Genomic DNA, 21,245 nt, shown 5'->3' on the forward strand with positions numbered 1-21,245 from the left:
AAAATCGGGGTGCCCGCCCAACCACGAACCGGCAATGTCGCCCGCCAGGGCGACGAGCCGCCCAAAACAGAAACACGAAGGGCCGCCCCCAGGTTCCCACCCCCGGCAACGGCCCTCCGCTCCCTTCACCCCCGGTCCCGCCCCTCCCCCGACGAGGGGCGGGCGCCAGCTATTCGTCCGCCAATGGCTCCGCCTGCACCCGCTTCAACGCGGGCGTGCAAACCGACGCGCCGAGAAGGGCGACCCCGACCCCCAGCACCACCGGCGCGACGATCCACGGGCTGAACACCACCGACCCCCGTTCCATCGTGGCCATGAACAGCCCCAGTCCGACCGCGACTCCCATCACGCCCGCGCCGATCGTCGCGACCAACGCAGGCAGCGCGGCCTCCATCCGCAACGCCCGGGACAGCACCCGCACCGGAGTGCCCGCCGCCATCAGGGCGCCGAACGTCCGGCGCCGGTCCATCACCGAACCCGCGGTCGCGACCGCCGCGCTGCAGCCGGCGAGGATGCCTGCCGCGACGAGGCCGATCACCGTGACTCGGCGCAGGTCGCTGAGCTGCACTTGCTGTCCATAGAGGTACTGCTCGCGGCTGCCGATCTCGTTCCCGACCGCGTTGGGCACCAGCGCGGTCCGCACGATCTCGCGGTTGGCCTCGGCGGTCGGCACGACCAGGGTGACCTGGGTCGGTTTCACCCCAGCCGGCACCGCGGACGGGTCGATCACGTACTCGCCGAAGTTGTTCTTCCGCTCCGGGTGATACGTCCCCACCGTGACCGCGCCGAGCGGCGTGCCCGTGCTGTCCTCGCCGCCGTACCGCGCGACCCGCAGATTGTTCGTGTCCAGCTGGTACGGCGTGTACAGCCCGACACCGGGCTTGCAGTCCTGCTGGGTGATCCCGAGCCGGGTCAGCTTGGCGGCGTCAGCGCAGGTCATCACGTACGCCCGCTGCATCGACCGGTAGTTCCCCTCGCCCTGCATCACGTAGACGCTGGCCACCGGGACGACGCGTTCGGACAGTCCGGCCTTCGCGAGCGTGGCGTTCGTCCGCTCGGTCGCTTCGGGAGCGCGGTCCGCGGTGACGTCGACGTACAGCGCCGAGTCCACGTACTGGCGTCCGCCGCCGGCGAGGGATTCGAACGACGGCAGCAGCGTGAGCGCCATCGAGCCGGTGAACACCGCGAGCACGATCCCGGCCGAGGCCCGGTAGGAACCCTTCGGGTCGTTGCGCAGCCGACGTCCGGCCAGCAGCGACGACGGCCGCCGCCAGATCCGCACGAACGTGCCGCCGACCGCGGAGGTCACCCACGGTCCGACCACCATCGCCGAGGCGACCACCAGCAGCAGGCCGAACAGCACCAGGTTGCCGTTGCCGCCGCTGCGCGCGCCGACAACGCTGTAGAGGAAGAACAATCCCGCCGCGGGCAGCGCGAGCAGCCGCCACCAGCGCAACGGCTTCACGGTGTGCCCGCCAGTCGCGAACAGCGGCGTGCTCACCACCCGGCGCAGGCCGAGCACCCCGGCGAGCACCACGAGCAGCGGGACCAGCAGCACGGCGAGCACGGTCAGCCCCACCGGCAGCGCGAAGTCCGAGGCCAGCCAGGTCCCGCCGTCCCACGGCACGAACGTGGCCAGTCCGCGCAGCGCCGGGCTCAGCAGCAGGCCGACCAGCGCCCCGACCCCCGCCGACAAGCCGGTTTCGGCGGCGACCATCGCGGTCACCTGGCCCGGCGTCGCACCGGCCAGCCGGATCGCGGCGAGCCGTTGTTCGCGGCGGGCGGCGGTGAGCCGGGCCGACGACGCGACGAGCACGAGGCTCGGCACGAGCAGCACGATGATGCCGACCCAGGACAACACCGTCAGCAGGCCGTCCGGATGCCCCTGTCCGGCGGGGAACGCCGCGGCCGGGAAGGCGTCCTGGCCGGGCTGGTCCTTGTGCCCGTACGGGCGCATCTCCTGCGGGCTGTGCCCGACGAGCGCGACGAGCTGCTCCGGATACCGCAGCGCCTCTTCGCCGAACGCGGCGACCGGTTTGCCGAAGCGGTTCCCGAGCTGGTCGGCCGGGGTGGCGTTGAGCAGTTTCCCGAGCGCGGGCGACACGATCGTCTCGCCGGGGCCGGGCAGCTGCGGGATGCCCGGCGGCAGGCGCAGCGAATCGGCCGGGCCGGTGACCGCGATGTCGACGCGGGCGACCTGCTTGCCGGCGAAGTAGTCCTTGGAGGAGTTGACCAGCATGGTGTTCTGCTGGCCGGAGTCGTAGCGGCCGCTGCTTTGCCACAGCGCCCGCTGCTCGCGCGCCTGAGTGGCGTACGGCAGGGTCGCCAGCAGCAGGACGAGCCCGGTCGCGACGGCGACGCCGACCGCGGTGAGGATCGCCGAGGTGCGGGTCCGCCGGTCGCCGCGCAGCACCCGCAGGGCGAGCTGGAACGGGTTCATGCCGCGAGCCTCGTCGCGATCAGGCCGTCGCGGATCGCCACGGTGCGCGGCATCGATTCGGCGAGTTCCCGGTCGTGGGTCACCACGAGCACCGCGGCTCCGGACGCCTGGGCGGCGGCCAGCAGCGCGTCCATCGTCTCGCGGCCGGTGCGGGTGTCGAGCGCGCCGGTCGGCTCGTCGGCGAAGATCACCTTCGGCCGGTGGGTGAGCGCGCGGGCGATCGCGACGCGCTGCGCCTCGCCGCCGGAAAGCTCACCGGGGCGGCGCGCTTCCTTGCCGGACAGGCCGAGTTTGCCGAGCCATTCCCGGGCCGCGGCGATGGCTTCGCCCCGGGTTCCGCCGGCCAGCAGCGAGGGAAGTGCGACATTCTCTTCCGCGGTCAGCTCGGACACGAGCATTCCGGACTGGAAGACAAAACCGAATTCGGTGCGCCGCAGTTCGCTGCGCCGCTTTTCGCCGAACTGGTCGATCCGCTGTCCCTGCAACCAGATCTCGCCGCTGTCCGCGCGCAGGATCCCGGCGAGCACGTGCAGCAGCGAGGTTTTGCCGGAGCCGGACGGGCCGACGATGGCGATCGCTTCCCCCGGCTGGACGTCGATGTCGATTCCGGCCAGCGCGTGCTGCTGCCCGTAGCGCTTCACCAGCCCGCGCCCCGACAACACCGCTCCGGCGCTCCACTGTGGATTCGTCATCCGCCAGCTCTCTCCCTGTCTCCGTCATTCGTTTCCCGACTGCGACGGAAAGCAGCTTCGCGGATTCGAGCGGGTGTCCACTTCGGGCAGACGGCCGGTACCTGGCCGGCCTTCATCGGCCGATCGGCCGATGCCGACGAACCACGTGGCCAAGGTGCGCGCGGGGGCGAATCATCTACCGTCACGGTGTGCCGCACACCCCGCCGTCGAAAACGCTTGCCGCGCGGGCGACCGAACTCGCCCGCCGCCTCGACATGTCCGTGCTCGTGTTGTTCGGCGCGCTGGCGTTCGACCTCGTGTTCGTGACCGACGCGGCACTCGATGACTTCGGCCCGCGATTCGTCGACCTCGGCCTGTTCCCGGGCATTTTCGCGATGGCGGCGTGCGCGTTCTGGGCCCGCAAACGCGCGGCGGTGGCCGGCGTATTCGGCGCGTTGACGCTGATGTTCTGCACCTTCGTCATCCGCTATCTCGGCATCCCGACGTACTCCAGCGTGCTGGCGAACCTGACCGTCACCGAGTTCGTCGCCGGGATCGAGATGGTCTATTTCCTCGCCCGCCGGGCCCGTCCCGGGGTCGCCTTCGCGGTGATCAGCGCGCTGGTGATGGGCGCGCTCACCGCGGCTTTCGGCCGCGGCGGCTACCGAGACCTGTCGAGCAGCAGCATCGCGCAGACCTTGCTGTTCGGGTTCCTGTTCCTCGTCGGGACGGTGATCACCGGCGCGGTCGGCCGCCCGCGCCGCGAGCGCGACCCGGCGACGGCGGAACGCTTGCGCAACATGCACCGGTTCACCGAATTGGTGCGCGGCCAGTGGCCGTTGATCGGCATGCTCAGCGTCGGCGTGCTGATCGAATTCGGCTACACCTACGAAAGCGGCAGCCGCGGTTTCCCGCTGCTGGCCTGTTCGATCGGCGCCGCCGCGGTGACCGCGCTCTCGCCGCGCCGGCCGCGGGATTCGATCCTGGTGGTGGCCGGGCTCCTCCTGCTGTCCGCGCTCGCGACGCCGTTCCTGCATCCCAGCCACAGCTACCAGCTGCTCGGCGGCATCCCGCCGACCCAGATCGTGGCCGCCTTCGGCGTGGTCGTGAACGTCGTGCGGGCGGTGCCGCTGGTCCGGGCGTGGCCGCGGATCGCGGTGCTGTCCGGCGTGGTCGCGATCGGCACGATCCTGAACTTCGGCCCGTACCGCACCGGCCGCCTGCTCACCGACCCGGCGACGCTCGGGCTGCTCGCCACCGTCGCGGTCCTGCTGCTCGGCATCGCCATCGCGATCGGCCTCTACCTGCGCTCGCGCGATTCCGAACGCGCGCAGGTGGTGAAATCCGCGGTCACCGACGCGCAGACGGCCGAGCGGATGGCGCTGGCCAGGGAGCTGCACGACGTGGTCGCGCACCACGTGACCGGCATCGTCGTGCAGGCGCAGGCCGCGCGGATGATGGGGGAGAAGAACCCGGAACTCGCGCTGGAGGCGATGGGCCGGATCGAGAACGCGGGCGTCGAGGCGCTGGCCGCGATGCGCCGTCTGGTCCGCAGCATGCGCGGCGACGCACAGGCCGGTTCGGGCGAGTTCAACGAGCAGGCGACCACCGATCTGGCCGCTGACCTGCACCGGCTCGTCGAAGCCGGCAACCACGGCATCCCGACGCAGTTGCGGCTCGACCTGCCGGCGGACCTGCCGCACGAGGTCGGCCGGTCCGCGCTGCGGCTGATCCAGGAGTCGCTCACCAACGTCGGCAAGCACGCCTCGGACGCCACCGAGGCGATCGTGGTGGCCGAGGTCGCCGACGGCGAACTGCACTTGCGGGTGACCGACAACGGCAGCGGGCAGAGTCACCGCCCGGCGGGCGGGTCGGGCGGATACGGTCTGGTCGGCATGCGCGAACGCGTCGCGCTGCTGCACGGCAGGCTTTCGGCAGGCCGCGAGCCGGACGGCGGCTGGCGGGTCGAGGCGTGGCTGCCGCTCGAGGCGAACGGGGAGACAGACGGGTGATCCGGGTACTGATCGCGGACGACCAGGAAATGGTGCGGATGGGCTTCCGCATGATCCTGGACGCGCAGGATGACATCGAGGTGGTCGCGGACGTGCCGGACGGCATCTCCGCGGTCTCGAAGGCGCGCGAACTGCGCCCGGACGTCTGCCTGCTGGACATCCGCATGCCGGGCCTGGACGGGCTGGAGGTCACCCGTCAGCTGGCCGGTCCGGACGTCGCCGACCCGCTGAAGGTCGTCGTGGTCACCACCTTCGACCTCGACGAATACGTGCACACCGCGCTGCGCAACGGGGCGAGCGGCTTCCTGCTCAAGGACGCCGGGCCCGCGCTGCTGATCGAGGCGGTGCGCGCGGCCGATCGCGGCGACGCGCTGGTGTCGCCGCAGATCACCGTGCGGCTGCTGAAGCACTTCGACGGCGGGAACACCGCCAAGCGCGAGGCCCCGGCGCCGTCGGAGCCGTTGACCGCGCGCGAACTGGACGTGGTGAAGGCCGCCGCCCGCGGACTCACCAACACCGAGATCGGCGCGGAGCTGTTCCTGTCGCTGTCGACGGTCAAGACGCATTTGGCTTCCGTGCAGGGCAAAGTCGGCGCGCGTAACCGAGTGGAAATCGCAGCTTGGGCCTGGCGTAGCGGCGTAGTGGATTAACGGCTACTGGGACGCCCGTACTATCTCGTTATGTCGCGTCGCTTCCATGCCCCGGTTGTCCTGCCCGCCGACCCGTCCTGCTCGCTGCTCCGCGACGCCGTCGTGGACGTCGACGACGAAGGCCGGATTTCGTTCGTCGGACCGGCTTCGGACGCTCCGGAGTTCGCCGGCGAGGAGACCCGGCTGACCGGAATCCTGTTGCCCGGCTTGGTGAACTCGCACGCGCACAGTCCGATGACGCTGCTGCGCGGCATGGGCGGCGACCTGCCGCTGCTGCGCTGGCTGCGCGAGATCATCTGGCCGACCGAGGCGAAGCTGAAGCCGGCCGACGTGCGCACCGGCATGCTGCTCGGGTCGGTCGAAATGCTCCGGCACGGCGTGACGACCAGCGCGGAAATGTATTTCGAGGGCGAACAGCTCGTCGACGCGGTGCTCACGACCGGCGGCCGGGTGCTCGTCGCACCGCCGGTGATCGAACTGCCCGGGCTGGATTGGCGGGAAACGCTGGCCGCGATCGACCGGTGGATCGACGCCGACGGGCTGCGCTTCGGCCCCGGGGAACGGATCGAGCTGGGATACGGGCCGCATTCCGCGTACATGCTGAACCCGGACGGGCTGCGGGCGACCGCGGAATCCGCCGCTGCCCGGGGCGCGTTGGTGCAGATTCACGTCGCGGAGGCCGCCGCCGAGGATCTGGAGCAGCGCAAGGAGTACGGATCCGTGCCTCGGCTGCTGGATTCGCTGGGAATGTTCAACGGGCGCACCCTTGCCGCGCATTCGGTGCATTTGTCGGACGAGGACATCGCGATCTTCGCCGCTCGCGGAGTGGGGATGGCGCATTGCCCCGGGTCCAACGCGAAGCTGGCTTCCGGCATCGCGCGGATCAAGGACTTGCGCGCGGCCGGGGTCGCGATCGGGCTCGGCACCGACGGTCCGGCGTCCAACGACGACATCGACCTCTGGGAAGAGCTGCAGCTGACGGCGATGCTGGCCCGGCTGGCCAACGACGATTCCACCGTGGTCACCGCGAAGGACGTGTTCCTGATGGCCACCCGCGGCGGCGCCGAAGCGCTCGGTCGCCACGACCTCGGCGTCCTGGAGGCGGGCCGCTGGGCTGACCTCGTGCACGTCGACCTCGACGACCCGGCGTTCGCGACCGGCCTGGACGTGCCGGACGAGCAGTTGCTGGCGAACCTCGTGTGGGCGGCCGGGTCCCGGCGAGTGCGGGACGTGTGGGTCGCGGGCGAGCAGGTCGTCGCGGACGCGGAGCCGACGCGGGTCGACCGCCGCGAGATCCAGGCGACGGTGGCCGACACCGCCGCCCGGCTGCGGGCCTGACGCTGTCCGTGAAGGACTCCTTGGGGGAATCTGATTCCCTCAAGGAGTCCTTCACGGACCTCAGCGAGGACGGACCTGGATCTCGGTGAAGTGGGCTTCCGGGGTGGCGGTGACCGCGGTGAGGACGGCCGTGGCCACCGAGTCCGGGCGCAGGTACTTGTCGACGTCGTAGCTGCCGCCTTCCTGGACGCGGACCTGGCGCTGCATGTCGGTGTCGGTGCGGCCGGGGAAGATCGAGGTCACCCGCAGGTCTGGTTCCTCGGCGCGCAGTGAGTCGGTGAAGGCGCGGGCGGCGAATTTGCTTGCCGCGTAAGGACCCCAGCCCGGACGGGCGGTATACCCGGCACCGGAGTTGATCACGACGACGTGGCCGTTCGCGTTGCGCAGCGCGGGCAGCAGCAGGCGGGTCAGTTCGGCGACCGCGATGACGTTCACCTCGAGGTTCGTGCGCCACACGGAGGCCGGGGAGTCGGCGACGGCGCCGATTTTGCCGGTCCCCGCGGAGTGGACCAGCACGTCCAGCCGGTCGATCTTGCTGGCCGCGGCTTCCAGCGAAGCCGCGTCGGTGAGGTCGACCGGCCAAGGCCGCGCGCCGGGCAGTTCCTCGGCCACCTTCGCCAGTGCGTCGGTGTCGCGGCCGCCCAGGAGGAGACGGTGCGTCGGGGAGAGCTGGTGCGCGATTGCCGCGCCGATGCCCCGCGAGGCACCGGTGATCAGGGCGAGCGGGAGGTCGGTCATACCGGCCACGGTAGGCGTCCGGCGCCGATTCGCCAGTTCGGGGAGTCGTCGATCACTTCGCCGGGGCGCACTGGGCGGCTGCCCACGGGTCGCGCGGGTAGCGGATTTCCGTGCGGTGCACCGAGCCGGTGAAATTGTCGATAAAGCGACTCCAAGTGAGCGGTTCGCGGGTGGAGGCCAGCACGTTCTGCACGTCCGGACAGCGCAGTGCGGCGCGGGCGGCGTCGATCTCGGCGGGCTGGAACATCCGGATCTCGCCGTCGGTGGCGTAGTCGCCGTATCCGGCTTCGGCGATCTCCCAGGCCGCGACCAGCCACTTCGAGTGTCCGGGGCGACCGCCGGCGATGGACGACGAGTGCGAGGCCAGATCGCTGGCCAGGCCGTAACCGTCGTGGATGCGGACGTCCAGGGACACGATGTTGCTGATCGCGCCCATGCTGTCGGCCGCCATGGTCACGTACGGCCGGTTGGTCGGGAAGCGGAACCACTGCTTCACGTCGCCGTAGCTGTAGACGAGCACGGCCGGTCGCGTCGTCGCTTGGACCGCGTCGACGGCGTGGCGGATGACGTCCTGGCCGAGGTAATCCGTTGCCAGCACTGGGTATTCGTGCCCGGTCGCCCAGGACCAGTAGCCGCGTTCGTCGGTGACGCTCACTGCCAGATGCGTGCCTTCGTACGGCACGCGCAGCCAGCCGCTCGCGATCACGGACCAGGCGGCGACTCCCGCGAGGCACGCGATTGTCTTGCGGGTCAACGGGATCGCCATGACCGGAAGCAGCAGCACGAACAACGCGGGCAGCAGCATCCGGCCGTGCATGAAATCGCCGCCGACGCGCACGACGTACAGCGCGAGCAAAACCCCGCTCACCAACGACGTCAGCAACAAGAGGCGCGACCGGCGCACCAGGACCGCGGCAATGACGAGCAGCAGCAACGGGATCCACAGCAGGTACGGGCTGATGAGATCAGTCAGATACGCGAAGCCGCGCGGCCAGTCGCTGTTGGCCGCTTCCTTCGCGAGCGCGGTGTTCGGCGTGAGCAGTCCGTAGTAGCCCATCCGAAACACCTGGTAGGCCACCGGAATCGCGATTCCCGCGCCGAGCCAGCCCAGTGCGGCAAGCCATCGCGGACGGCGCAGCAGCACGAGAGCGACGAAGCCGACCACGCTGAACAACGCCAGGTCCGGTCGGACGAGCGGGCCGAGCCCGAGCACGATCGCGGTGGCGATCGGCGCTGTGCCGCGCACGAGAAGCCACCAGCTCAGCCCCAGCCACAGCAGCACCAGGCCGGTTTCCAGGCCGGAGGTCGCGAAGTCGCGGAACGGCGGGAGCGCGCACACCACCAGTGCCCCGGCGGGAGCCACTGGTCCGGCGTAGAGGCGACGGGCGCCGTCCAAACCGAAGAACAAGCCGCCGACCGCGCACAGCAGGCCGGTGAGCACCGCGATCCATTCGAGCGGCGGTCCGGGGATCGTGCCGGCCCCGGCCAGCAGCCAGGTCCACAACGGACTCGTGCTCGCCTCGACACGCTCGCCGACGTTGAACACCGGGCCGTTCCCGGCGAGGATCTGCCGGACGGTGCGCAGCACGAGCAGTCCGTCGTCGCTCATCCACCGGCGTTGCCAGGCGAGCACCGCGTACAGCACGAGGACCGCCCCGGTGGCGGCCCACGTCCAGGTCGTCGGGCGGCGGTGCCACGGGAGCGGATCGTCCGGCAGCGCGTCGGCGGCCGCGGTCATGATTGGTCCAGACCTCCCCGAGACATGGTGTGCCGCCACAGTCTCGCATCCGCCTGACGGCGACGCTCGGCGGTCGGGGAGCCGCTACCGCGAAGGTGACGCAGCCGACGCCGTCGGCGCGGGAGGCCCGCTCGGCGCGGGCGGAACGGTCGGCGGGGGCGGGGCGAGGCCGATGTCCAGGTCCATCCGCTCGCGGTCCTTGCCGCCGAGGGTGAACGGCGAGGTGCAGCCGGTCGCCGGGTCGACCGCCGAGTCCAAACCGGGCGCCCCCGCGCCGCGCTGGGTGACGGTGAGGCCGTCCGGCAGCTTCGAGATGTCGAAGCACACCTGGTAGGTGCCGTCCTTGCGCTGGTCGAACAGGTAGCTGCCGTCGGCGTTCGTGCGCGTGGTGGCGACGGTGCCGCCCGCGCCGTCCTTGAGCGTGACCGGAAGATCCGGGAAGCCGGGTTCGTCGTCGTCCTGCATGCCGTTGCGGTTCAGGTCTTTCCACGCGCGGTCGCCGATCTTGCCGACCGCGGGCTGCGGCGTGACGGTGACCGTCACGCTCGCCTTCTGCTCGGCGAGCGGCCCGCCCGGACCGGTGCCGGTGACCTTCGCGGTGTTGACGTGCCCGTTGTCGTCCTCGGTGAGGTTCGGGTGGTCGCAGGTGACTTCGCGCGACGCGTTCGCGGCGAGGTCGAACGCGCCGGGGAGCCCGGTGCACCACGGGTCCTTCACGAGGACCCCGGTGAGCGGCTCGGAGCCGGTGTTGGAGACGGAGATGCGGAAGTGCGCGGCGTCGCCGGCCGGGATGGCAGCCGACGGGCCCCACGTTCCGTCCGCCGGATTCCGCACCTCCATCTTCACCGCGAACGCGGCGAGCGCCACGTGCACGCAGTCCCACAGCACCCAGTTGTGGTTGGTGCTGGCGAAAAACGAGACCGCCGCGGTGTCGTCCGGCGCGGTGAACGGCGGCAGTTCCTGCCGCGCGAGCCTGCCGTCGGACGCGACGTCGTGCGTCACCGGAAGCGGTTTCTCCACCAGCACGCGACCGGCGCGGTCGGCGAAGCGCAGCCCGGTGGTCGCGCTCGCGCGCGCACCGAGGCCGGATTGCGCCGTCGCCGACCACACCGACAGCGAGTATTGCCCGCCGGGCACCGCTTTCACCTGCTGGGCAGCCGAGCTGACACGGCCGTCCGGCGTCTGGATCTGGGCGTTGACCCGCCCGTCGACCGCGTGCGCGGTGCTGGTGAGCAGCTTCGGCACCCGGTCCGGCGGGGTGCTGCGCGGAACCGGTGCGGCGGGGATGAACAGGTACCCGCGCGGCGCTCCGCCGGGCGAACCGGCGTCCTCCACGCTCGGGTTGGCCGCGATGCCGCCGCACTCCGGAGCCCCCTGCGCGGGAGCCGACCCGGGAGTGACGACGGCGAGCGCGCCGACCAGCATCGCAGTGCCCGCCGCCGCGCCCGCCGTGCGTCCGATCGCGACTTTCCTTGCCCGCCTCACGCGGTGAAGCTAGACCCAGGAAGCCCGATCGGCGGTAAGAAACACCCCAAAGTGTTACCGGCGGCCGATCCGGCCGGGCAATCCGAAGGCGCCCTTCTTCCACACCGACACGATCGCCGGCCGCGGCTGGGAGCTGCCGCCGTCCGGCCAGTGCGAGGTCGGGTTCGCCGAACTCGGCGCGTCCTCGCCGGGGTGCTGCACCGCGACCAGCACGAGGTTTTCGGTGACGACCGGACCGCACGTCTCGGCGCCGACCGGCACGGACAGGAACTGCTTCACGTGCCCGCGCTCGGGTCCGGTGACCGGAACCGAGAAGAGGCCGTCGTTCGCGCCGAGGGTGTTGCCGTCGGTGGAGATCCACAGGTTGCCGTGCGGGTCGAAGGCCACGTTGTCCGGGCACGAGATGGGGCTGACCTGGTCCTTCGGGAAGCCGCCGAAGTAGGTGTCGGCCGTGGCCGGGTCGCCGCAGACGAGGAGCAGCCGCCAGGAGAACCGGGTCGAGGCGGCGTCGCCGCGGTCCTCGTCCCATTCGAGGATGTGCCCGTTTTTGTTGCGGGTGCGCGGGTTCGCCTCGTCCGGGGCCGCCTTGCCCGCCGCGCCGCGGTCGGAGTTGTTGGTGAGCGCGGCGTAGATCCGGCCGTTGACCGGGTTCGGCTCGATGTCCTCCGGACGGTCCATTTTGGTCGCTCCGGCGCGGTCGGCGGCCTGCCGGGTGAACACGTAGACCTCCTCCGCGGTGAATCCGTCCACAAAGGACTTGTCGCCGCTGGCAAGGGGAATCCACTCGCCGGTGCCGTCGAACTCGCCGTCGGCGGGCAGCTTGCCGGAACCGTCGATCTCGCCCGGGCTGTTGCCGGAGAACTTGGCGACGTAGAGGGTTCCCTCGTCCAGCAGCGCCGAATTGTGCCGCCGGGCGAGCGCGGAGTTCCCCTTCTTGTACTTGCCCTTCGAGACGAATTTGTAGATGTACTCGAACCGCTCGTCGTCGCCGGAGTATACCGCGACCCGGCCGTCCGCGGTGATCTTGACGTTCGCCGCCTCGTGCTTGAACCGGCCGAGGGCGGTGTGCTTCACCGGCGTGGAATTCGGGTCGTTCGGATCGATTTCCACGACCCAGCCGAACCGGTTGGGCTCGTTGGGCTCGCGCGAAACGTCCCAGCGCTTGTCGAAGCGCTCCCATTTGCGCGTGCTCTCGCCGGTGCCGACCGCGTACCGCTTGAGCCGCGCGGCCTCGGTCGGATCGGAAACCTTGTCCGCGTGGGCGAAGTACTGGTGGAAGTTCTCCTCGCCGGACAGCACGGTGCCCCACGGCGTGACGCCGCCGGAGCAGTTGTTCTGCGTGCCGCGCACGCGCTTGCCGGACGGATCGGCCGACGTCTTGAGGTACTTCGAACCGGCCGCCGGACCGCGCACCTCGAAAATCGTGTCGAGCGTGATCCGCCGGTTCAGCGGGCTGGGCACCGTGCGCAGCGCGCCGCCGATCGGGTCGCGCAGGGTCTGCAGCACCGACAAACCGTGTGCCGCCCAGGCGATTTTCACCTGTTCCTCGGTGGGATTGGCCGGGTCGTACTGATCGGCCGGGAAGAGGTGCACCTCGGTGGTGTACTCGTGGTTGACCACCAGCAGATTGCGCAGGCCGAGCGGATCCTGCGGGATCAGGCCGACGAAGTCGTTGTTGTAGCCGAACTGCTTGGCCTGCGCGGCCGCGGTCTGCTTGCGGAAATCGAACTTCGGCGCGCCGGGGACCACCGGGTCGCCCCAGCGGATCACCACGTGCTGGGCGTACCCGTCGGGGATGCTGACGGCGTCGAGTTTGTTCGGCGGCACCGGCGTGAAGTCGGTGCCGGGCACGGCGCGGCCCTTCGCCAGCGGAGCAGGGGCCTGGGCCGGAGGGGCAGCCGCGGCGGTGCCGGACAGCGCGGCGAACCCGCCCGCGGCCGCGGCCATCACCGCGCCGGCCTTGAACACGCCGCGCCGCGAGACGCCCTTGGCGATGTCGCCGAAGTACTCGTTGCCGGTCGGGTTCGGGGCCTCGTGCGCGCACGCGTTGCCGCAGCGGTATTCGCAGGTGATCGGGGATCGGCCGCCGGAATGCGCGGTGAACAGGGGCAGCAGTCGTCCAGGCTCCAGGGACACGGGGCCTCCAGGGTCGCTTCTCGGTGGGAACCCGGCGACCGTATGCGGCGAAAACCCCCTGAATCGGACTAAAAGGTTAACAGCGGATGTATTCCCCCAAAGACGACGATCGCCCCCGAACAGGCAGTCCGGGGGCGATCGCGGTGAGTGGCCGAAGCGGTCAGAACTCCTCGTCGCCGACGAGCGCGGCCTCCCTCGGCACGGTGTGCGGGTCGGCCTTCTTCTCGCGCTGCGAGAGCAGCACGGCGGCGATCACGCAGAGCACGGCGGCGATCAGGAACGGACCCTGCTCCCAGCCCATCCACTCGGCGAGGTGGCCGACGAGCGTGGCCGCGACCGCGCCGCCGAACCAGCGGCAGAAGTTGTACCCGGCACTCGCGACCGGCCGCGGCGCGTCGCTGATCGACATCGCGGTGCCGGTGAAGAGCGTGTTCAGCAGTCCGGAAACCAGCCCGGACACGACGATCCCGACGACCACCACCGGCTTGCTCGGGATGGCCAGCACCAGCATCAGCACCGTGTACCCGGTCACCGCCAGCGCGGCGGCGTGCCGTTCGCCGAACTTCGCGGCCATCTTCGGCGCGAGCACCACGCCGGCGATCGCCACACAGAGGCCCCAGCCGCAGAAGATCAGGCCGACCGCGATGGCGTTCCAGCCGAGCACGAACGGGGACCAGGCGAGCACCGCGAAGAACGCGGCGGTGTAGAGCGCCGAGGCGATCGACGTCCGGAGCAGGCCGGGGTGCTTGAGCGCGCGGATCGGGTCGAGCAGTTTGACCGGATCGCGCTTCTGCCGCGAATCGCTGGTCAGGAAGATCGAGCAGAGCAGCAGGGCGGCGACCATCAGCACCGCGGTGCCGAGGAACGGGCCGCGCCACGAGATCGTGCCCAGCAGCGCGCCGAGCAGCGGACCGACGGCGAGCCCGACGCCTAGCGCGGCCTCGTAAAGCAGGATCGCGCCGGATTGGCCACCGGTCGCCGCGCCGACGATCACCGACAACGCGGTGGCGATGAAGAAGGCGTTGCCCAGTCCCCACACCGCACGCAGGCCGACGAGCTGTTCGATCGAACCGGCCGCGGCGCACAGCGCGGTCGCGGCGACGATCAGGGTCAGCCCGACGAGCACGGTCCGCTTGGCCCCGAACCGGGCGGACATCGCGCCGGTGAAGAGCATCGCGATCACCTGCACGCCGAGATACGACGTGAACAGCAGCGTGACCTGGGACGGCGAAGCGTTCAGGCCCTTGGCGATGGACAGCAGGATCGGGTCGACGAGGCCGATGCCCATGAACGCGATGACCGCGGCGAACGCGGTGATCCACACCTGTTTGGGCTGGCCCTTGACCGCGTCCAGCAGGCTCGAGTGGTGCTCAGCGCTCATCGCGGATCAGTTCCTCCTTCAGAAATTGCGGCGAGTTCCGCGGCGGGGTCGTCGCGGTGGAAGTCGGCGATCAGCTTGGTGAGCGCGGGAAGCGCGGCGTCGATGGCGGCGCGCTCGGCCGGGTCGAGGCGGCCGAGCCGCGCCCGCAGCTCCGCCTCCCGGCCCGCGATCATCTCGGCGTAGAACCGCTCGCCTTCCGGAGTGGCCTCCACGAGCACGGCGCGCCCGTCGTCGGGATCGGGTCGGCGGGTCACCATGCCGAGCCGTTCGAGCCTGCGCACGACGTCGGTCATCGACGGCATCCGCACGCGCTCAAGTCGGGAGAGCCGGCTCATCCGGCTCGGCCCGCGGCCGACCAGCTCCGACAGCACCGATCCCTGGGTCAGGGTCAGCAGCTGCGCGGATTCGCGGCGCACCAGGTAGTACAGCCGGAAGACCACCGGCCGCAGCCGCTGCGCCAAATCGCCCGTCGAGGAAGTCACTTAGCTAGGCTAACAAAAATTAGTTAGGGTAGCGAAGTAATTCGGCTCACAAGGTGGTCCAGTCCAGGACCCCTAGGCTGGACCGGTGGATGCGGTGATCTTCGACCTCGACGGCGTACTGGTGGACTCCGAGACGACGTGGGACGAGGTGCGCCGAGCGGTAGTCGCCGAACACGGCGGGACCTGGCGGCCCGAGGCGACCCGCGCGCAACAGGGGATGAGCACGCCGGAATGGGCGCGCTACCTGGTGGAAACGCTGGGCGCGCAGCTCACGCCGGACGAGATCGCGCGCACGGTGATCGACGAAATGGCCGCCCGCTACGCCGACCGCCCGCCGGTGATCGACGGCGCGGACCAGGTCGTCCGCGAGATCGCCCGGCACTGGCCGGTGGCGATCGCCAGCTCGTCGCCGCCGGTGCTGATCCACTCGTTCCTGACCGCGTGCGACCTGACGTCGCTGGTCCCGGTGGCCGTGTCGAGCGAGGAAGTGGCCGCGGGCAAGCCCGAACCGGACGTCTACCTGCGCGCGGCGATGCTGCTGGGCGTCGAGGCCTCCCGCTGCGCCGCGGTGGAGGACTCGACGAACGGCCTGCGCGCGGCGTTCGCGGCCGACATGACGGTGTTCGCGGTGCCGAACCCGCACTTCCCGCCGGACCCGGAGGTGCTGCGGGAGGCGAGGGTGCTGCCTGATTTGGCGGCGCTTCCGGCCGCGCTCAGGGAGTGACGCGGCTCAGGACAAAGCCGTGAGGGGAACCCCGGATCCCCCGGGATTCCCCTCACGGACAGTCAACCGGCGGCTCAGCGCTCCACTTCGCCGCGGATGAAGGCGTCGACCGCGTCGCGGGCGGTCGAGTCGTCGTACTGTTCCGGCGGCGACTTCATGAAGTAGGACGACGCGGACAGGATCGGGCCGCCGATGCCGCGGTCCTTGGCGATCTTCGCCGCGCGCACCGCGTCGATGATGATGCCCGCCGAGTTGGGGGAGTCCCACACCTCGAGCTTGTACTCCAGGTTCAGCGGCACGTCGCCGAACGCACGGCCCTCGAGGCGGACGTAGGCCCACTTGCGGTCGTCGAGCCACTGCACGTAGTCCGACGGTCCGATGTGGACGTTGCCCTTGCCGAGCTCGCGGTCGACCTGCGACGTGACCGACTGGGTCTTCGAGATCTTCTTCGACTCGAGCCGCTCCAGCTCCTTCATGTTCAGGAAGTCCATGTTCCCGCCCACGTTGAGCTGCATCGTGCGGTCGAGCTGTACGCCGCGGTCCTCGAACAGCTTCGCCAGCACGCGGTGCGTGATGGTGGCGCCGACCTGGGACTTGATGTCGTCGCCGACGATCGGGACGCCCGCGTCCTCGAACTTCTTCGCCCACTCCGGGTCGGACGCGATGAACACCGGCAGCGCGTTGACGAACGCGACGCCCGCGTCGATCGCGGCCTGCGCGTAGAACTTGTCGGCCTCTTCGGACCCGACGGGAAGGTAGGAGACGAGCACGTCGACCTGTGCGGCGCGCAGCGCGGCGACCACGTCGACCGGGGCCTCGTCGGACTCCTCGATGGTCTCGCGGTAGAACCGGCCGAGGCCGTCGTAGGTGTGCCCGCGCTGGACGGTGACGCCGAGCGGCGGCACGTCGGCGATCTTGATCGTGTTGTTCTCGCTGGCGGAGATCGCCTCCGAGAGATCGTGGCCGACCTTCTTCGCGTCGACGTCGAACGCGGCGACGAACTCGACGTCGCGCACGTGGTACTCGCCGAACTGGACGTGCATCAAACCGGGGACGCGCGTGCCGGGATCCGCGTCGCGGTAGTACTGCACGCCCTGGACCAGCGACGAGGCGCAGTTGCCGACGCCCACGATGGCCACCCGAACGCGGCGGTTCTCGCCCATGCCGGTTTCTCCTTCAATCTCATTCACTTGCATCTGCAGGTCTGCCGCCCCGTTGCGGCCGCCGCTCAACTCGGTCCCGGCTGCTCCGGGCCGCGCTGCTCGGCTTGTTCGTGCGCGATCAGCTCGTTGAGCCAGCGCACCTCCCGCTCGCTCGACTCCAGCCCCAGCCGGTGCAGCTCGCGGGTGTAGCGGTCGATCTTCTCCTCGGCCCTGGCCAGCGCGTCCCGCAACCCTTCGCGCCGCTCCTCGACGCGGCGGCGGCGGCCTTCCAGGATGCGCATCCTGACGTCGGCCGGTGTCCGCGAGAAGAACGCCAGGTGGACGCCGAATCCCTCGTCGTCCCACGTCTGCGGTCCCGCGTCGCCGAGCAGTTCGGCGAAGCGTTCCTTGCCCTCGGCGGTGAGCTTGTAGACGCGGCGGCCGCGCCGGGACCACGCCCGGTCGTCCGCCTCGTCGAACTCCTCGACGAGGTAACCGGCCCGCAGCAGCCGGCGCAAGGTCGGATACAGCGAGCCGTACGAGAACGTCCGGAACATCCCGAGCGTCTCGTGCAAACGTTTGCGCAGCACGTACCCGTGCATGGGCGCCTCGTGCAGCAATCCGAGGATCGCGAGTTCGAGCACACCACACCCCATTCCGGGAATACGCCGCGGCCGGCCTCGTTGATCACCCGGGGCCGGCTCAGCCAACCTACTCGGCGAGTATATCGCGCCGATACATCGAAGTGGCGGAAGTAACCCGCGACCAGCACGCGCCCGGCGATCCGTGACCAGAGCGTTAGCTAACTTTCGGCGTGTCCGAACGGTCGCGCTGGGTGCGGGAAAGCAGGGGGCACCCCGGACACAGAAAGAGCCCGTACTCTGTCCTCGTGCGAAACCAGCGGCAGGTTGTGGATTACGCCTTGCAGCGCCGTGCGCTGCTGGCGGGCGTCCGCTCCGGACGGGTCGGAGACCACGAGGTCTGCGACGCGAGCCCGTACCTGCTCCGCGCGGCCAAATTCCACGGCAGACCCGAGGACCGGGCCTGTCCGATGTGCCGCCGGGCGCCGCTGCACCTCGTCTCCTGGGTGTACGGCGACGAGCTCAAGCACGTCTCGGGATCGGCACGCACCCCCGCCGAACTGGCCCGGATGTCCGGGGTTTTCGGGGAATTCACCGTCTATGACGTAGAGGTGTGCCGGACGTGCCACTGGAACCATCTGGTCCTGTCCTATGTCCTCGGCACGGGAGAGCCCCAGCCGACCCGGCCGCGAAGGACTGCCGGGCAGTGACGAGTACCACAACCGCTGCAGAACGCAGGGCGGCGCGCCGCTGTCCGTCCCGGACGACGGCGGCGGCAGTGCAGGCAGTGCCGCCTTCGGAGGCCCATTCGTGAACGACGACCGCGACCGCTCCTGGCCCAGCCAGGAGCCAGATGCACCTCGCCGTGCCCGGCGCCCGCAGGAGGACCCCGGTCCCGCCTGGCCAGCCGATGACGCCCCCCGGCGCCCCGCGCCGCCCCGCCGTCCTCCCGCGGGCGGTCCGCGCCCGCCGCGTGCGCCGAGAGCCGAAGCCGGTCCCGAATGGCCGAGCGGCGACGAGGGCGGTCCGCAGTGGCCCGCCGCCGACGAGCCGCGCCGTCCGCAGCGGATGCCGCAGAACCGCGCCCCGCAGGGCCGCCCGCCGCAAGGCCCCCCGCAGGACCGCGGTTCGGGCACCCGGGCGTCCCAGAGCCTCGACGGACAGGGCGCGCCCCCGCCGCGTCGCCAGCCTCCGGGCGGCCGTCCCGGACCCAACGGCGGTCCGAATGGCGGTCCGAACGGGAACGCCACCCAGGGCTTCCGCCAGCCGCCGCCCAACGGACGGCCGCCGCAAGGCCGCCCGGTCCCGCCGCCTCCGCAGTCCTACCCGGAGACCGACCGCGAACCGGACCTGATCACGCACGCCGCGCACAACGGCTACGCGCCCTACGACGACCGGTACGACGACGGCTACGACCCGTACGACGAGGAAACCCGCCTCGCCCAGTACTCGGACGACGCCGACTTCGAGGACGAAGCGGAAGGCGAGGAGGACGGCAAGAAGCCCAAGATCCCGCTTTCGCCGATGCAGCGCCGCAAACGCCGGTGGAAGATCATCCGGCGCGTGCTGTACGCGATGTTCGGCCTGTTCGTCGTGGTGCCCGCGATCGCGTTCGTGATCACCTATTTCATGGTCGACGTGCCCTCGCCGCAGGAAGTGCTCGCGAAGCAGAGCCAGCCGATCACCTTCTACTACGCCGACAAATCGGTGATGGGCCGCGTGGTCCCGCAGGGCGGCAACCGCGAACTGCTGCAGCCCAACCAGATCCCGGAGGTCGTCAAGCACGCCGTGTACTCGGCCGAGGACGCGACCTTCGAGACCAACTCCGGCTTCAACGTGATGGCGATCCTGCGGTCGGTCTTCAACCAGGCGACCGGCGGCACCGGCGGCGGTTCGACCATCTCGCAGCAGTACATCAAGCAGGCGACCAAGAACGACGCCCCCACGCTGACCCGTAAGTGGACCGAGCTGGCGAAGTCGTTCAAGCTGAACAACGAAGCGTCCAAATCGGACATCATCACCGGCTACCTGAACATCGTCTTCTTCGGGCGCGGCGCCAACGGCATCGCCGCCGCGTCGAAGGCGTACTTCGGCAAGGACGTCTCGCAGCTCAACGCGTCCGAGGCGGCGCTGCTCGCCGGGATGATCCAGGGCCCGAGCCGCGACCGCGACACCGCGTACGTCCAGAAGCGGTGGAACTACGTGATGGACCAGATGGTGGCCAACCACTGGCTCTCGCCCGCCGACCGCAAGGCCGCGCAGCTGCCCACGATGGTCCCGCGCGACGCGCAGAAGAAGCAGGACGCGGGCACGCTGGACTACTTCGTCCGGCAGCGCATCATCGATGAGCTCAGGGACAAGGGCTACGACGAGGACAAGCTTTACTCCACCGGCGCGAAGATCTACACCACGATCGACCCGAACGCGCAGAAGCTCGCGGTGCAGTCCGTCCAGGACAACATGGAGGGCCAGACCGACCCGAAGCTGCTGGGAGCGCTGGTCGCCATCGACCCCAGAACAGGCGGCGTAGTCGCCTACTACGGCGGGCCCAACACAATCAAGGACGACAAGGGCAACGACACGCTCGCCCTGGACTGGGCGAGCAAGCCACAGAACCCGGGTTCGTCGATGAAGGCCTTCGACCTCACTGCCTGGCTGAAGATGGGCAAGGGCCTCGGCGAGACCTTCGACGGCACCAACAACCGCGAACTCGGCGGCCGCGTCGTCCGCAACGCGGGCGAAAGCGCCAGCTGCGGATCCCAATGCACGGTGAAGAAGGCGATGGAAGTGTCCGCGAACACCGTGTTCTACGACATGGTGCTGAACTGGACGAAGCCGGCGCGGGTCGCGGAAGCCGCCAAGGAAGCGGGCGTTCGGACAGCTCCGCAAGGGGTGGCGAAGCTCGGCACGAACGACGCCAACATCGCTCTCGGCGGTGGTGAGACGTCGGTGACTCCGGAGGACATGGCCGCCGGGTATTCGTCCTTCGCCTCCGGCGGGGTCCGGCGCGATCAGCACTTCGTCGCGAAGCTCACCAATTCGCAGGACGAGGTCATCTTCGACAACACCAATGGGCAGGGTAAACCCGCGTTCGACGACAACGCGGACAAGAGCAAGCAGATCGCCGGAAACGTGACCGACGCGCTCATCCCGGTCATCGCCGAATCGCACCTGAAGTGCCCGAGCGGACACGAGTGCGCGGGCAAGACCGGAACCCAGCAGTACGACCCGAAGAAGACCGACCCGCCTTCGTACAAGGACCGCAACTCGCAGACCTGGATGGTCGGTTACACGCCGTCGATCTCGGTCGCCGTCTGGATCGGCGGCGACGGCACCCAGCCGCTGCACGACAAGAACGACAAACCGATCTACGGCAAGACGATCGCTGGTCCGACCTGGCAGGACTTCATGACGAACTACCTGAAGGACAAGCCGGACGAGAAGTTCGACAAGGTGCAGCCGATCGGCAAGGACGCGGACGAGGTCGTCACGTCGAGCAAGACGGCCCCGCCGCCGCGCCAGACCTCGAGCGAGGAAGCGCCTCCGCCGTCCACGACGTCCTCGTCGTCGGAGCCGCCGACCAGTTCGTCGCATCCGACGTCCTCGTCGACGACCAGCCCGACCAAACCGGGCGGCATCTTCGGCGGCGGCACCGAAGGCGGCAATCCGGGCAGCGGGGGAGGTCCCGTCGTGAACGGCGAGCCGCCGCGACGCACCGGCTGACCCG

16 protein-coding genes are annotated in these 21,245 nt (G+C 70.1%); 6 read left to right on the top strand and 10 right to left on the bottom strand.

The genetic code is table 11. The annotated features are described in order from the left end of the window. Positions 1–169: 169 nt before the first annotated feature. Both CU254_RS38815 and CU254_RS38820 read right to left on the bottom strand, forming a co-directional pair. Positions 170–2,440: an FtsX-like permease family protein gene (locus CU254_RS38815; protein WP_009085194.1), complete on the bottom strand. Its 2,271-nt coding sequence runs from the start codon at positions 2,438–2,440 to the stop codon at positions 170–172. Next, positions 2,437–3,132 carry an ABC transporter ATP-binding protein gene (locus CU254_RS38820; RefSeq protein WP_009085195.1) on the bottom strand — a complete coding sequence of 232 codons (696 nt, stop codon included), beginning with the start codon at positions 3,130–3,132 and terminating at the stop codon, positions 2,437–2,439. Before CU254_RS38820 ends, CU254_RS38815 begins: the two co-directional genes overlap by 4 nt. A gap of 188 nt (positions 3,133–3,320) precedes the next feature. On the opposite strand from CU254_RS38820, the gene CU254_RS38825 reads away from it, so the two are divergent. Genes CU254_RS38825 through CU254_RS38835 form a run of 3 tightly spaced genes read left to right on the top strand, consistent with a single transcriptional unit; the run spans position 3,321 to position 7,111 of the window. Continuing rightward, positions 3,321–5,123, top strand: a complete 1,803-nt coding sequence (locus CU254_RS38825) for a sensor histidine kinase (RefSeq protein ID WP_009085199.1) — start codon at positions 3,321–3,323, stop codon at positions 5,121–5,123. Further along, entirely contained in the window at positions 5,120–5,773 is a 654-nt protein-coding gene (locus CU254_RS38830; RefSeq protein ID WP_037716271.1) for a response regulator transcription factor, read from the top strand. The genes CU254_RS38825 and CU254_RS38830 overlap by 4 nt, the downstream gene beginning before the upstream one ends. A 30-nt stretch (positions 5,774–5,803) precedes the next feature. Further along, positions 5,804–7,111: an amidohydrolase family protein gene (locus CU254_RS38835; RefSeq protein WP_009085202.1), complete on the top strand. Its 1,308-nt coding sequence runs from the start codon at positions 5,804–5,806 to the stop codon at positions 7,109–7,111. 60 nt (positions 7,112–7,171) lie between these two features. Here the strand turns inward: CU254_RS38835 and CU254_RS38840 are convergent, their stop codons facing one another. The 6 genes from CU254_RS38840 to CU254_RS38865 all read right to left on the bottom strand — a co-directional run bounded on the left by CU254_RS38840 (position 7,172) and on the right by CU254_RS38865 (position 15,071). Continuing rightward, the gene (locus CU254_RS38840) at positions 7,172–7,849 is read right to left on the bottom strand and encodes an SDR family oxidoreductase (protein ID WP_009085205.1); all 678 of its coding nucleotides are present in this window, start codon (positions 7,847–7,849) and stop codon (positions 7,172–7,174) included. A 52-nt stretch (positions 7,850–7,901) separates the two neighbouring features. Beyond that, on the bottom strand, positions 7,902–9,587 hold the full coding sequence (locus CU254_RS38845; protein WP_037716274.1) for a hypothetical protein: 1,686 nt from the start codon (positions 9,585–9,587) through the stop codon (positions 7,902–7,904). A gap of 84 nt (positions 9,588–9,671) precedes the next feature. Next, on the bottom strand, positions 9,672–11,072 hold the full coding sequence (locus CU254_RS38850) for an SdrD B-like domain-containing protein (RefSeq protein ID WP_009085209.1): 1,401 nt from the start codon (positions 11,070–11,072) through the stop codon (positions 9,672–9,674). Positions 11,073–11,126: 54 nt separating this feature from the next. Beyond that, complete coding sequence (locus CU254_RS38855) at positions 11,127–13,208, bottom strand: PhoX family phosphatase (protein WP_037716276.1); 2,082 nt, start codon at positions 13,206–13,208, stop codon at positions 11,127–11,129. A 160-nt stretch (positions 13,209–13,368) separates the two neighbouring features. Continuing rightward, on the bottom strand, positions 13,369–14,589 hold the full coding sequence (locus tag CU254_RS38860; RefSeq protein WP_009085212.1) for an MFS transporter: 1,221 nt from the start codon (positions 14,587–14,589) through the stop codon (positions 13,369–13,371). After that, a complete protein-coding gene (locus CU254_RS38865; protein WP_009085214.1) occupies positions 14,586–15,071 on the bottom strand; it encodes a MarR family winged helix-turn-helix transcriptional regulator in 486 nt (161 codons plus the stop codon). Before CU254_RS38865 ends, CU254_RS38860 begins: the two co-directional genes overlap by 4 nt. An 85-nt stretch (positions 15,072–15,156) precedes the next feature. Here CU254_RS38865 and CU254_RS38870 point away from each other — a divergent pair, with 85 nt between their 5' ends. Continuing rightward, on the top strand, positions 15,157–15,795 hold the full coding sequence (locus tag CU254_RS38870; RefSeq protein ID WP_009085215.1) for an HAD family phosphatase: 639 nt from the start codon (positions 15,157–15,159) through the stop codon (positions 15,793–15,795). A 74-nt stretch (positions 15,796–15,869) separates the two neighbouring features. Here CU254_RS38870 and CU254_RS38875 read toward each other — a convergent pair whose 3' ends face one another. After that, complete coding sequence (locus CU254_RS38875; protein WP_009085217.1) at positions 15,870–16,958, bottom strand: inositol-3-phosphate synthase; 1,089 nt, start codon at positions 16,956–16,958, stop codon at positions 15,870–15,872. 65 nt (positions 16,959–17,023) lie between these two features. Then, a complete protein-coding gene (locus CU254_RS38880) occupies positions 17,024–17,581 on the bottom strand; it encodes a PadR family transcriptional regulator (protein WP_037716279.1) in 558 nt (185 codons plus the stop codon). Positions 17,582–17,826: 245 nt separating this feature from the next. Here CU254_RS38880 and CU254_RS38885 point away from each other — a divergent pair, with 245 nt between their 5' ends. Next, on the top strand, positions 17,827–18,228 hold the full coding sequence (locus tag CU254_RS38885) for a DUF5318 domain-containing protein (RefSeq protein ID WP_037716281.1): 402 nt from the start codon (positions 17,827–17,829) through the stop codon (positions 18,226–18,228). A 358-nt stretch (positions 18,229–18,586) separates the two neighbouring features. Then, complete coding sequence (locus tag CU254_RS38890; protein WP_009085222.1) at positions 18,587–21,241, top strand: transglycosylase domain-containing protein; 2,655 nt, start codon at positions 18,587–18,589, stop codon at positions 21,239–21,241. The last annotated feature ends 4 nt before the right edge of the window (positions 21,242–21,245 follow it).

The sequence above is a fragment of the Amycolatopsis sp. AA4 genome (assembly GCF_002796545.1).
GTDB lineage: Bacteria > Actinomycetota > Actinomycetes > Mycobacteriales > Pseudonocardiaceae > Amycolatopsis.